General features: G+C 69.4%; 14 protein-coding genes. 5 read left to right on the top strand and 9 right to left on the bottom strand.

Going from position 1 to position 12,496, the window contains the following annotated elements:
* Nucleotide 1 precedes the first annotated feature (1 nt).
* The gene (locus EER30_RS17505) at nt 2-847 is read right to left on the bottom strand and encodes a L,D-transpeptidase (protein ID WP_240670075.1); all 846 of its coding nucleotides are present in this window, start codon (nt 845-847) and stop codon (nt 2-4) included.
* Nucleotides 848-918: 71 nt separating this feature from the next.
* Between EER30_RS17505 and EER30_RS17500 the strand changes: the two genes are divergently transcribed.
* Nucleotides 919-1,443, top strand: coding sequence for an RBBP9/YdeN family alpha/beta hydrolase (locus EER30_RS17500; protein ID WP_127501511.1), 525 nt, complete (start codon nt 919-921; stop codon nt 1,441-1,443).
* Here the strand turns inward: EER30_RS17500 and EER30_RS17495 are convergent.
* Genes EER30_RS17495 through EER30_RS17475 form a run of 5 tightly spaced genes read right to left on the bottom strand, consistent with a single transcriptional unit; the run spans nt 1,404 to nt 5,150 of the window.
* The gene (locus EER30_RS17495) at nt 1,404-1,826 is read right to left on the bottom strand and encodes an MmcQ/YjbR family DNA-binding protein (RefSeq protein ID WP_127501510.1); all 423 of its coding nucleotides are present in this window, start codon (nt 1,824-1,826) and stop codon (nt 1,404-1,406) included. The two genes, EER30_RS17500 and EER30_RS17495, sit on opposite strands and share 40 nt — an antisense overlap.
* A gap of 9 nt (nt 1,827-1,835) precedes the next feature.
* On the bottom strand, nt 1,836-2,618 hold the full coding sequence (locus tag EER30_RS17490) for an HAD-IIA family hydrolase (RefSeq protein WP_127501509.1): 783 nt from the start codon (nt 2,616-2,618) through the stop codon (nt 1,836-1,838).
* A complete protein-coding gene (locus EER30_RS17485; RefSeq protein WP_127501508.1) occupies nt 2,618-3,631 on the bottom strand; it encodes a ferrochelatase in 1,014 nt (337 codons plus the stop codon). The genes EER30_RS17490 and EER30_RS17485 overlap by 1 nt, the downstream gene beginning before the upstream one ends.
* Nucleotides 3,632-3,651: 20 nt before the next feature.
* Nucleotides 3,652-4,419: an enoyl-ACP reductase FabI gene (gene fabI / locus EER30_RS17480; RefSeq protein ID WP_127501507.1), complete on the bottom strand. Its 768-nt coding sequence runs from the start codon at nt 4,417-4,419 to the stop codon at nt 3,652-3,654.
* A 26-nt stretch (nt 4,420-4,445) separates the two neighbouring features.
* Complete coding sequence (locus EER30_RS17475) at nt 4,446-5,150, bottom strand: beta-ketoacyl-ACP reductase (RefSeq protein WP_127501506.1); 705 nt, start codon at nt 5,148-5,150, stop codon at nt 4,446-4,448.
* Between the two features lie 87 nt (nt 5,151-5,237).
* Here EER30_RS17475 and EER30_RS17470 point away from each other — a divergent pair, with 87 nt between their 5' ends.
* From EER30_RS17470 to EER30_RS17460, 3 genes are all read left to right on the top strand, one after another.
* Nucleotides 5,238-6,461 (top strand): sensor histidine kinase, encoded by a 1,224-nt coding sequence (locus EER30_RS17470; protein WP_240670074.1) that lies wholly within the window; start codon nt 5,238-5,240, stop codon nt 6,459-6,461.
* Nucleotides 6,458-7,102: a response regulator gene (locus tag EER30_RS17465; RefSeq protein WP_127501505.1), complete on the top strand. Its 645-nt coding sequence runs from the start codon at nt 6,458-6,460 to the stop codon at nt 7,100-7,102. The genes EER30_RS17470 and EER30_RS17465 overlap by 4 nt, the downstream gene beginning before the upstream one ends.
* A 586-nt stretch (nt 7,103-7,688) precedes the next feature.
* The gene (locus EER30_RS17460; RefSeq protein ID WP_127501504.1) at nt 7,689-8,639 is read left to right on the top strand and encodes an alpha/beta hydrolase; all 951 of its coding nucleotides are present in this window, start codon (nt 7,689-7,691) and stop codon (nt 8,637-8,639) included.
* A 397-nt stretch (nt 8,640-9,036) separates the two neighbouring features.
* On the opposite strand, the gene EER30_RS17455 is transcribed toward EER30_RS17460, so the two are convergent.
* Genes EER30_RS17455 through EER30_RS17445 form a run of 3 tightly spaced genes read right to left on the bottom strand, consistent with a single transcriptional unit; the run spans nt 9,037 to nt 12,022 of the window.
* Complete coding sequence (locus tag EER30_RS17455) at nt 9,037-9,987, bottom strand: VWA domain-containing protein (protein WP_127501503.1); 951 nt, start codon at nt 9,985-9,987, stop codon at nt 9,037-9,039.
* Entirely contained in the window at nt 9,984-10,919 is a 936-nt protein-coding gene (locus tag EER30_RS17450; RefSeq protein ID WP_127501502.1) for a DUF58 domain-containing protein, read from the bottom strand. Before EER30_RS17450 ends, EER30_RS17455 begins: the two co-directional genes overlap by 4 nt.
* Nucleotides 10,901-12,022 (bottom strand): AAA family ATPase, encoded by a 1,122-nt coding sequence (locus tag EER30_RS17445; RefSeq protein WP_127501501.1) that lies wholly within the window; start codon nt 12,020-12,022, stop codon nt 10,901-10,903. The genes EER30_RS17450 and EER30_RS17445 overlap by 19 nt, the downstream gene beginning before the upstream one ends.
* Before the next feature lie 230 nt (nt 12,023-12,252).
* Between EER30_RS17445 and EER30_RS17440 the strand changes: the two genes are divergently transcribed.
* Nucleotides 12,253-12,495: a hypothetical protein gene (locus EER30_RS17440; RefSeq protein ID WP_432417550.1), complete on the top strand. Its 243-nt coding sequence runs from the start codon at nt 12,253-12,255 to the stop codon at nt 12,493-12,495.
* Nucleotide 12,496: the final 1 nt, after the last annotated feature.

Genomic DNA, 12,496 nt, shown 5'->3' with positions numbered 1-12,496 from the left:
CCTATTCCACGACGTGGACGACCGCGCCCAGGCCGATGCTCTTCAACAGCGTGCGCTGCACCTTGGCGGGCAGGCGGATGCAGCCGTTGGAGATGTCGCGGCCGAACGCCGACGAGTCGCTCCAGGCGTGGATCGCGGTGTGGCCGTTCCGCAACGACGCCGAGAGCGCGTCCTTGTCGTCGGGCACGGCGCCGAGCACGATCGCGTCCTCGCCGGCATAGACGCGGCCCGACGTGATGGTGTGGCCCATCACGTACGTCCGTCCGAGCGGGGTGGGGGTGCGCCGGGAGCCGATCGACACCTCCCACGAACCGCGTTCCTGACCGTCGCGCAGCCAGGTGAGCCGCCGGTCGCTCAGGTCGACGATGAGCTGGTCGTGCAGGGGGCGTACGTCTCCGGACGTGAGCGGCAGCCAGCCGACGCGCCGGTTGACCGAGGGCAGCAGGACCGCGACCCAGCCGGGGCGGCGCGCGACGATCGGCACGGTCACGGGGAGCCCGCTGATGTCGGTCGGCAGGAAGGCCCGCGCCTTGCCGCCGGGCGCGTCGTAGACGGCGACCTTGCCGTGCGGCCGCAGCCCCTCCTTGACGGGCTCGAGCGAGTCGGGGGCCGGGTCGCGCGGGAAGCCCGAGGGTGTGCCCCAGTAGGAGATTTTCTTCAGGGTGGACGGCGCGGGCGCGGCGGCGGGGACAGTCGCCGGGACCGGGGCGGCGGAAACGGCCGGTGGCATGCGACGCTGCATCACGACGACATCGTTCGGGTCTCGCGTCACCGCGACGACGATGCCCAGAGTGACGATGAGCAATCCGGCCACCGACAGCCAGAGAACGCGCGGCGACCACGACATACCGCCACACTATTACGCAAAACCGCGAAAAGTCACCTGACCGCCGCTGTGAACAATCTGGGAGACCGGCCTTGAACGCGATCATTTTCCACGGGACGGGCGGGAGCCCTGACGTTGCCTGGTATCCCTGGCTGGCCGCACGCCTTCGCCGGCGTGGATTCGACGTCGAGGTGCCGTCCTACCCCGGCGTCAACGTCGAGCCGATCGCCGACTTCCTGCCGGCCGTCGTCAAAGCCCACCACTTCGACGAGGACACTGTGCTCGTCGGCCATTCCGGCGGTGCCGCGCTGCTGCTGGCCCTGCTCGAACACGTCCGGGTCGGTCAGGCGATCCTCGTGGCCGGCTACTGCACGCCGCCGAACACCTCCGACGAACCGGTGCTTCAGGACTCGTACGACTGGGAAGCGATCCGCGCCAATGCCGGCGATCTCTATTTCGTCAATTCACGCAACGACCCGTACGGCTGCGACGAGCACCAGGGCCGAGCCATGTTCGACCGTCTCGGCGGCACCCAGATCGTGCGCGACGACGGTCATTTCGGCGACTGGAACCAGGTCTACGACGAGTTCCCGCTGCTCGACCGCCTGATTCCCTGATCGAGCCTCGCCACGCGGCGCACCCCGGCCGTAAGCCGATAGCTCGCATCGATCAACTCGGCGATCTCGTCCCAGTCGGTGTCGTCGCTCAGATCGACGCCGATCCACCCCGCCACACCCAGATAGGCGGGCAGATAGCAGCGCGGCTCTTCCAGCAGAGACGAACGTTCGTCGGGATCGAGCAGCACCAGCAGCGAATTGTCGTGCCGCTCCCACTCCCCGTCGACCTTGAGCGAAGCGCCGTAATAGGCGAACACTTTCGTCGTGAAGAACGCGGGATGCCCGTGCGAGATCTTCTCCGCCGCGTCGGGCAGGTCAAGGGCGATTTCCCGTACGCGGTGAAGGTGCGGATGAGCATCGTCGAACATGATCGGATGGCCCATCCGCGCCCCTCAGATCTCGTCGATCAGGTCGGCCACCGAATTCACGATGCGCGACGGCCGGAACGGGTAGCGGTCGGCCTCCTCGCGGGTGCTGATGCCGGTCAGCACGAGAATCGTCTCGAGCCCGGCCTCGAGCCCGCAGAGCACGTCGGTGTCCATCCGGTCGCCGATCATCGCCGTGCTCTCGCTGTGCGCCTCGATGGTGTTCAACGCCGAGCGCATCATCATCGGATTGGGCTTGCCGACGAAGTAGGGATCGACCCCGGTCGCCTTCGAAATCATCGCGGCGACCGAACCCGCGGCGGGCAGCGCGCCCTCGTTGGAAGGCCCGGTCGCGTCGGGGTTCGTACAGATGAATTTGGCCCCGGAGTCGATGAGCCGGATCGCCTTGGTTATCGCCTCGAAGCTGTAGGTGCGGGTCTCGCCGAGCACCACGTAATCCGGGTCGAACTCGGTCAGCACATAACCGGCGGCGTGCATGGCCGTGGTCAGACCGGCTTCGCCGATGACGTACGCCGTGCCGCCCGGCCTCTGATCGGCCAGGAACTGCGCCGTCGCCAGCGCCGCGGTCCAGATCGACTGCTCGGGGACCTCGATGCCCATGCGGCTCAGGCGGGCCTGCAGATCGCGGGGCGTATAGATCGAGTTGTTCGTGAGAATGAGGAACGGTTTACCGGACGTCTTCATCTTGTGCACGAATTCGGGGGCGCCCGGCACCGGCACACCCTCGTGGACGAGGACCCCGTCCATGTCGGTGAGCCAGCTTTCAACGGCCTTACGGCGCTCTGTCATTACGCTCCTCGTCGCTGTGGTGGCGGACAGCACGGGACCGGGCAGTCGTCCCAGACCGGCAGCGTACCGAGCCGTTGCATCGGCGCACGATCGGTCCGCTCCTGCACCAGTTCCCGAACCATGTCGACAAAACGCGGATCTGTGCCCGGCGTCGCAGCGCGGGCATAACCGAGGCCGAGCCGCTTGGCCGTGTCGGCGGCCTCATTGTCAAGGTCCCAGATGACTTCCAGGTGATCGGAGACAAAACCGATCGGACTGACGACGACGTCGGTGACGCCCTTTTCCGCCAACGACTCGAGGTGGTCGTTGATGTCGGGCTCGAGCCACGGCACCTGCGGCGGTCCCGAGCGGCTCTGCCACACCAGGTCCCAGTCGTCGTTCCCGGCCACCAGCCGCGCCGTCTCGTGCAGCTGCGCCTCGTAGCGGCCACCCGTCGGGCCGGCGGTCTTGGCCATGCTCACCGGGATCGAATGCGCCGTGAACACGAGCCGGGTGGTGGCGCGCCTGCTCTGATCAAGAGTGGCCAGAGCATCCCGTACGGCGTCCGCGTGCGGCTCGACGAAGCCGGGGTGATCCCAGAACTGGCGCAACTTCGAGATCACCGGCGCGCCCGGCCCGACCTTGGCCCGGGCGTTCGCGATGTCCTCCCAGTACTGCTTGCACGAGGAGTAACCGCCGTACGCGCTGGTGGCGAACCCGAGCGCGTGGGTCACGCCGTCGTCGCGCATCTGCGCCACGGTGTCCTCGAGCATGGGGTGCCAGTTGCGGTTGCCCCAATACGTCGGCAGGCCGACGCCGTTGTTCGAGAACTCCGCGCGTACGGCGGTGAGCAGGTCACGGTTCTGCTGGTTGATCGGGGAGACGCCGCCGAAGTGCATGTAGTGCTCGGCCACCTCGGCCAGGCGCTCGTCCGGGATGCCGCGCCCGCGCACCACGTTGCGCAGGAACGGCATCACGTCATCGGGCTTCTCAGGACCACCGAAGGACAGCAGGACGAACGCGTCGTAAGCCACCCGTCCACTATTCCACCGCGTCACGCACCGAGCGCGTGGTAACCCCCATCGACGTGCACAACCTCACCCGTCGTAGCCGGGAACCAGTCGGAGAGCAGGGCGCAGATGGCCTTGCCGGCCGCGGTGGTGTCGTGCAGGTCCCAACCGAGGGGTGCCCGCTCCGACCACGCGTCCTCGAACTGCTCGAAGCCCGGGATCGACTTGGCGGCCATCGTCCGCAGCGGGCCGGCGCTCACCAGGTTGCTACGGATGCCTTGCTTGCCGAGGTGCAACGCAAGGTAGCGGTTGGCCGACTCGAGGCCCGCCTTGGCGACGCCCATCCAGTCGTAGACCGGCCATGCCTTGGTGGCGTCGAAGGTGAGACCGACGATGCTCCCGCCGGACTGCATCAACGGCAGGCAAGCTACCGCGAGCGACTGGTAGGAGTAGGTCGAGACGTGGAGCGCTTTGGAGACGTCCTCCCACGGCGCGTTAAGGAAATTGCCTCCGAGGCAACTCTGCGGCGCGTTGCCGATCGAGTGCACGAGGCCGTCGATGCCGTCCATGTGCTCACGCACCCGGTCGGCCAGTCCGGCCAGATGCTCCGGGTCGGTGACGTCGAGCTCGATGACCGGCGGCGGCTCGGGCAGACGCTTGGCGATGCGCTCGACCAGGGAGAGCCGCCCGAAGCCGGTGAGGACGACCTTCGCCCCGTTCTCCTGGGCGATCTTGGCCGCCGCGAACGCGATCGATGCGTCGGTGAGCACGCCGGTGATGAGCAGCCGCTTGCCGGCCAGCAGTCCAGACACGGGTTCTTTATCTCCTTTTATGTGATTCAGTGGCCCATACCGAGACCGCCGTCGACCGGGATCACGGCGCCGTTGATGTACGCGGCGGAGTCGCTGGCCAGGAAGGTCACCGCGGCCGCCACCTCGTCGGCCGTGGCGAGGCGCCCCGCCGGAACCGCCTTGATGATCTCGGCCCGGCGGTCGTCGGAGAGCACCTGGGTCATCTCGGTGTCGATGAAGCCCGGCGCCACCACGTTCGCCGTGATGTTGCGGGTGCCCAGCTCACGGGCGATGCTGCGGGCCATGCCGACCAGGCCGGCCTTGCTCGCGGCGTAGTTCACCTGTCCGGGTCCGCCGTAGAGCCCGACGACCGACGAGATGTAGATGATGCGTCCCCACTTGGCGCGCAGCATCTTCGAGCTGGCGCGCTTGGTGACCCGGAACGAGCCCTTGAGGTTGGTGTCGACGACCCGCTCGAACTGCTCCTCGCTCATGCGCAGCAGCAGCGTGTCGTCGGTGATGCCGGCGTTGGCGACCAGCACCTCGACCGGGCCCAGGTCCTTCTCGATCTGGGTGAAGGCGGCGTCGACCTGCGCCGGGTCGGTGATGTCGCACTGGACCCCGTAGAGGCCCTCGGGGGCGCCGCTGCCCCGGTGCGTGACCGCGACCCGGTCGCCCTGCTTAGCGAACGCCTGCGCGATCGCGAGGCCGATGCCCCGGTTGCCGCCTGTCACCAATACCGTGCGAGCCACGACCTTCGCTCCTCATACCCGGGTAGGGGTGCCGGATAGCACCCGAGGGGCACGACGGCGCCGTGGGCAGCGCCGTAACCTGCCGGAGTGGAGACTATCGGCCCGGTGACCCGGCGCAACGCCACGGGGCCGCTGCGCCGCCTGTTCTGGTCACCAGAGACGCCCCGCCCGGCGCTGCGGGGTCGCTTCTGGAGTTATGCGTATCCCCTGGGTCTGCTGGCTCTGTGCGGCCTCGGCCTGGCCATGGGCACCAACCTGAACGACACCCGCGACCTGATCGTCATCGTGATAGTGATCATGACGATCGGCGCGTTGCTCCCGGTCGTCCTCACTCTCCGTCGGCCCCTGCTGGCGTGGCGCCTGGCCTTCGTCATGCTCTTCGTGGGCTCCCTGGAGGCGCCCCCGAAGGAGTCCTGGCCGTGGAACGTCGTCCAGATCCTCGCCTTCCTGCTCGTGCTCGGTCGGCTGGCCGTAGTGGAGAACTCGTCGCTGACCATCTGGGCGACCGCCGCCAGCCTGGTCCCGGTCTTCATCTACACCTCACGGGCGAACGCCTGGGGCGCCGCCCTGCTCCTGGTGGCGATCGCCGCACTGGGCGACATCGTCCATCGCCGCCGGCGCACGAAGGCTCTGCTGGCCGAAAGCGAGGAGCTGACCGAGCTCGAACGAGCCAAACGGGCCGTCCTGGAGGAACGGGCCCGCATCGCCCGCGAGATGCACGACGTGGTCGCCCACCACATGTCGATGATCGCCGTACGGGCCGAGACCGCCCCCTATCGTCTCGGCGACCTGCCCGACCCCGCTCGCGACGAGCTGGCCACGATCGCGGTCGCCGCCCGCGAGGCGCTGACCGACATGCGCCGCCTGCTGGGCGTCCTGCGCTCCGAGGACGCGCCGCTCACCCCGCAGCCCGGCTTCGCCCAGGTCGACGACCTGATCGAGACCGCCCGCGGCGCCGGCCTCGATGTGGCCGCCGACCTGGTCCTTCCCGCCGCCGCCCTCCCACAGACAGTGAGCCTGGCGGCGTACCGGATCGTGCAGGAAGCCCTGGCCAACGCGGCCCGCCACGCGCCCGGCGGCCCGGTGACCGTCGTGGCTCGCGCCGCCGACGACCGCTTGGAGCTGACCGTCCGCAACCGCCGGACCGCTGGTCCGGTCGACGGCGTCAGCGGCCACGGCGTCGGTGGCCACGGTCTCTCCGGCATGCGCGAACGCGCCGAACTGCTGGGCGGCACCCTGGCCGCCGCCCCCGACGGCGAAGACTTCCTGGTCCACGCCGAACTCCCCCTGCGAGAGGCCACCCCTGAATGATCAAGGTCCTGATCGCCGACGACCAGGCCATGGTCCGCGAAGGTTTCGGCGCCCTGCTGGCCGCCCAGCCCGACATGCTCGTCGTGGGTGACGCCGCCGACGGCGCCGCCGCGGTAACCCAGGCCCGTTCCCTGCGCCCCGACGTGGTCCTGATGGACATCCGCATGCCGATCATGGACGGCCTGGAAGCAACCCGCCGCCTTCAGGACGGCCCCAAGATCCTTATCCTGACCACTTTCGACCTGGACGACTACGTCTACGCGGCCCTGCGGGCCGGCGCGAGCGGCTTCCTGCTGAAAGACGCCCCCGCCGCAGACCTCATCAACGCCGTACGTGTCGTAGCCGCGGGCGAGGCCCTGCTGGCCCCCTCGGTGACCCGCCGTCTGATCGCCGAGTTCGCCGCCCGCCCCCTGGCCGACCGCCCGAGCCCCGCCGCCCTCAACGCCTTGACGCCGCGAGAGACGGATGTGCTGCGGTTGATCGCCCGCGGCCGGTCCAACCAGGAGATCGCGTCCGACCTCGTGGTGGCCGAGCAGACGGTGAAAACCCACATCGGACGCATCCTGTCCAAACTGAACCTGCGAGACCGTGCCCAGGCCGTCGTCTTCGCCTACGAATCAGGCCTGGTCACTCCAAGCTAGGACTGACTTCGCGGACCTTCTGCAGAGCATTGCCGTGGAGGTCTGCCCTCAGCTGTCTCAGGTCGGAATCCGCTTCGCGCGGCCGGGCTGCGGTCACTGAGGCTTCGCGCTGCCGGGCTGCGGTAGCAGGGTCGTCACTAATTAGGGCTTCCCTGTGCGGGCCGGCGCGTCGTGGTGCTGCGCGGTGTGCCGCCGGTCGCGTCGTGCCCACGCCGAGCCGAATGACCGGTCTCAACTTCAGGAAACCGGGCCCCTCCCTCCTCATGATCAACACTAGATTCTGGATTCAGGCCCCTGCAGCGCGATCGAGGCCCCTGCATCAAGGATCAGGGGAACGGTCAAGCGGGGAAGGGGCCTGGTTCCTGGTTCTTGCGACGGCGGCGAGCCCGATAAGGCCCGCCGTTCACGGTTGGCCAACGCTCGTCATCGCGACCAACCGCACCGCACGCCATCACAACGCCAGCCGCCCGGGAGCCCTCGGCGGTGGAACGCGGATCGTCCTTGACGGCTCATACCTCGGTGCCACGTGCGATTCCGGTCTGCGGTGTGACGCTCCGGGATCCACCGTGGCCGGACGCTCTGGGCCATGCGAATCCTGCCGCTCACCCTCGCCCTGACCAGCCTGCTCGCCCTGACCGCAGCCGCCGCCCCACCCAGGGTGGGCAGCCTAGCGGCTTCCGAGCTCGGACGGTCCGCGTTATCCACAGGCCGCCGCACACAAGCCCTCCCCACGTTCGCCGACGCCTACCGGAACACCGCCGCTCGCATGCTTGCCGCCGGCTGCCCCTACGCGACCTGGGCCGCCCAGAACCGCCACTTCCTTTTCTTCGACCCGACCGGCGACGGCCGCGCCGCCGAGGTGCTCGGTGACCTCTCCACCGCCACCCGCATCACCGTCCTCGTCCCCGGGGTCGACACCGTCCTGGCCGACTTCGACCGGGGCCTCGGTGGCGTCCCTCGCCGCGCCCCTGGTGTCCAGGCCCGCGCCCTGCACGACCTGCTCGCCAAGCGCGACCCGCACACCGCTGTCATAGCCTGGCTCGGCTACGACCCGCCCGAGGGTGTCGGCCTCGCCGCAGCCACCGAAGGCCGCGCCCGCACCGGCGCTACCGCCCTCACCGCTTTCGTTCGCGACGTACAGGCGCAGCGCCCCGCCGCCACCGTCACCCTGATCGGCCACAGCTACGGCGCGATCGTCGTCGGCCTCGCCGCCCGGCGCCTGGAGAGCGTGAGCGATGTCATCACCCTCGGCGCACCCGGCGTCGGCGTCGACCGCGCCGGCGAGCTCGGTGGTGCTCAGGTCTGGTCGGCCCTGGCGCCCACCGACTGGATCCGCCGCATTCCTCAGGTACGGGTCTTCGGGCTGGGGCTCGGCCGGCGCCCGTCATCTCCCGGGTTCGGGGCGAAAACCCTGCCCACCGGCGGTGTCGCGGGCCACGATTTCTACCTCACGCCGGGCAGTGAGACCCTGCGGGCGGTCGCTGACATCGTCCTGTCGGGTGGTCCTCGCCACGACATGCCGGGGCGCGTTTCTTAGCGGGGCCTTAAGGGGTACAGTCTCACGCGGTCCAGTCGCCGGAACGACTAGTTGGAGGTGATCGCTGTGCGAGATAGCGATCCTCCTAGTCGCGGCCGGGCCGTCCGTCAGATCTCCTGACGATTCGAAGCCCCGCATCCCCGGCACCGCCCACAGCAGGCGGGGCCGGATCAGTCGTGTGCGCCGCGGCGATGGATGCGTGGGTGCCGGCCGCGACGTGACGTGCGCTTGAGAACGCCAGTCACTTCAGCGGAAAGCAGCATCCGACATGAAGAACCTTATTGCGCCTCTCACGTTCACCATCGCCGCTACCTGGGTGGTTGTGCTTTTCGTTCTCGCGCACAACACGCCCTGAGAAAGCACAACCTGCCCTGAGAAAGCACAACGCGCTGAGCGATCAGGGCAGGCGGGACGTCCAGATCAGTGACAGACCGGCCGCCGTCAGGCCCAGCAGCAGAGCCAGCCCGGCATACCACTGGGTGACCTCGCGCGGCTCGACCCGGTGGCCGATCGAGCTGCCCATGTCCTCGTACACCTGCTTCAGCTCGCTGACCGAGGCCGCCTCGTAGAAGTAGCCCTTCGTGTTCTCGGCGAGCTGCTGCAGCGACAGTCGGTCGACCGGCACCCGCTGGAGGGCTCCGCGGATGTCGACGACGCCGGTGTCGGTGCCGAAGGCGATCGTCGAGACGGGCACGTTGGCCTGGGACGCCGCGGTGGCCGCGTCCTCGATCGAGCGGCCCGACGTGCGGTAGCCGTCGGAGAGCAGCACGATGCGGGCCGGGGGTGCGCCGTCGGCGCCGTCGGCGGGCACCGAGCGGATCGCGTCGAGCGAGGTGTAGACGGCCTCGCCGGTCGCGGTCGCCTCGGCCAGGGTGAGACCGTCGATCGCGGCGGCGACCTGGGAGCGGTCCTTGGTCGGGGAGACGAGCACGTTCGCCGACTTCGCGAAGGACACCAGGCCGAGGTTGTAGGTCGGCGGGAGTTCGTTGATGAACGCCTTCGCCGCTTCCTGGGCCGCTTCGATGCGGTTGGGGGCGACGTCGTCGGCCTGCATCGAGAGCGAGACGTCGATCGCGAGCATGACGGTGGCCCGTTCGAGCGGCTCTTCCTTGTCGACCGACGGGCGGGCCAGGGCGGCGCCGAGCGTCAGCAGGGACAGCAGGAACGCGACGGCCGAGATGTGCTTGCGCCAGCCCAGTCCGCGCGGGGCGAGCGTACGAAGCAGGTCGACGTTGGTGAAGCGCATCGCGAAGGTGCGCTTGCGGAACTGCCGCCACGTGTAGAGCCCGGCCAGGGCGAGCACCGGCAGCAGCGCCAGGAGCCACCACGGCTCCAGGAAACGGATCATCGGGTGGTCCCCCGGGTGCGTGCGTGTCGTTGGGCGGCCACGAATCGGACGATGTCCAGCAGCCAGTCGGTGTCGGTGCGCAGTCGCAGATGGGCGGCGCCGGCGGCGCGCAGGGCGCTCGCGATGGCGCCGCGTTGTTCGGCGGCCGCCTCAGCGTAGCGGTGGCGCAGTTTCTCGTCGGCCGTCTGCACCTCGTGCAGGGCGCCGGTCTCGGGGTCGGCCAGGGTGAGCACGCCGACGTCGGGCAGTTCGAGCTCGCGCGGGTCGACGACCTCGACGGCGAGCACGTCGTGGCGGACGGCGAGTTTGCGGATCGGGCGGGCCCAGCCGTCGACGGGGGCGAGGAAGTCGGAGATGACGACGGCGACGCCGCGGCGGCGGGGTGGGCGGTTGAGCATGTCGATGAGCTCGCCGAGGTCGGCGCGGCCGGGCTTGATCTCGACGCCGGCGATGGCGCGCAGCAGTCCCTGGGCTTCCTTGCGGCCGGGCCGGGCGGGCAGCCGTACGACTGAGGGGCCACCGGTTCCGACGACGGCGCCGATGCGGTTGCCGCCCCGCACGGTCAAATGGGCCATCGCGGTGGCCGCCGCGAGCACGAGATCGCTCTTGAGCAGCTTGGCGGTGCCGAAATCGAGGCTGGCGCTCAGGTCGATCGCCATCCACGTCTCGAGTTCACGGTCGGCGACTGTGCGGCGGACGTGCGGCGTCGTCGTGCGGGCGGTGACCGGCCAGTCCATGCGGCGTACGTCGTCGCCGGGGCGGTATTCGCGGGACTCGCCCGCCTCGCTGCCGGGACCGGGGAGCAGGCCGACGTAGTCGCCCTGCAGCAGTCCGTCGAGTTTGCGGGTGACCAGCAACTGCAGCCGGGAGAGGACGGCTTCGGCGCGGGCCGTGCCCCCCGCGCCGAGGCCGCTCAGTGTTGTGCGGGCCATGCGACACCGGGCGCGGTCGGGCTGACCGGGGCGGAGGGAACGGGCGAGGCGCCCTGGCGGGCGGCGACCGACGGCAGCGGCACGCTCTGCATGATGCGGGCGACGATGTGGTCGGCCGGGATGTCGTCGGCCAGCGCGTCGTAGCTGAGCACCAGACGGTGGCGCAGGATGTCGGGCGCGATGTCCTGCACGTCTTGCGGGAGCGCGTAGTCGCGGCCGCGCAGCAGCGCCAGCGCCCGGGTGGCGCGGACGATGCCCAGCGAGGCGCGCGGGCTCGCGCCGTACTGGATGAGCTGGGCGACGTCGGGCATGCCGTGCTGGGCGGGGGCGCGGGTGGCCAGGACGAGCCGCACCGTGTAGTCGACCAGAGCGTTGTGTACGAACACCTGGTCGGCGCGGCGCTGCAGGCCGAGCAGGTCGTCGGTCGTGAAGATCGTCTTGGGTTCGGGGGCGCTGACGCCCATCCGGTAGACGATCTCGCGTTCCTCTGCGTCGGTCGGGTAACCGACCTGGATCTTCATCAGGAAGCGGTCGCGCTGGGCCTCGGGCAGGGGGTAGACGCCCTCCTGCTCGATCGGGTTCTGGGTGGCCATCACCAGGAACGGGGTGGGCACCTCGTGGGAGACACCGCCGATCGACACCTGGTGCTCGGCCATGACCTCGAGCAGGGCCGACTGCACCTTGGCCGGCGCGCGGTTGATCTCGTCGGCCAGCAGGAAGTTGACGAAGACCGGGCCGAGCTCGACGTCGAACTTCTCGCTGCTCTGCCGGTAGATGCGGGTGCCGACGATGTCGGCGGGCACCAGGTCGGGGGTGAACTGGACGCGCGAGAAGGTGCCGCCGACGACGCGGGCGAGCGTCTCGACGGCGAGGGTCTTGGCGACGCCGGGAACACCCTCGAGCAGGCAGTGGCCGCGGGCGAGCAGCGCCACGAACATGCGCTCGACCATTCTGTCCTGGCCGACGATGACCCGCTTGACCTCGAACATCGCGCGCTCGAGTTGCGAGGCGTCCTGCGCCGGGGTGACGGACACAACGGCCGGGGGGACGGCCGCAACGGCTCCCGGGGTCGTCTCGGTCTCGGGCGTGAGCGGCTGAGCCACCAGTCCTCCACAGCGGTCGAAAGCCAGTTGCCGACGCTCAAGACTTACACGACCGACCTGAGAGCGTGCTCGTGGTGTCGCAATACGCCGCAGGCATCGATCTTTCTGCGCGATCCGCCGGATCGGGCACGTCCGCCGGGAGGATGCGCCGAGTCGGGAAGCGTGTAACATTCTCCCCGTCGCCGGGCGGCTTCCCCCGTGGTCGCCCGGCGCTCATTATTCTTGTGGGCGTGAATATCCTGCCCGACAAGCTCGACGGCCCCGAAGAGCCTCAGTGCTCGTCGAAGGGGTGTCGTCAGCCGGCATCCTGGGCGCTCAGGTGGAACAACCCCAAGCTTCACGCGCCTGACTACCGCAAGACCTGGCTCGCCTGCGACGAGCACCGCGTCACCCTCGGCAACTTCCTCGAGGTGCGGGGATTCCTGCGGGAAGTGGCGCCCTTCGGTGCAGCGTCGGATGCGCCGCTCGCCTAGG

Origin of the sequence: Actinoplanes solisilvae (genome assembly GCF_003999975.1) — a bacterium.
In the GTDB taxonomy this organism is placed as follows: Bacteria; Actinomycetota; Actinomycetes; order Mycobacteriales; family Micromonosporaceae; genus Actinoplanes; species Actinoplanes solisilvae.
Note: the sequence above shows the minus strand (reverse complement) of the source record. Positions and strands in the feature narration are given on the sequence as shown.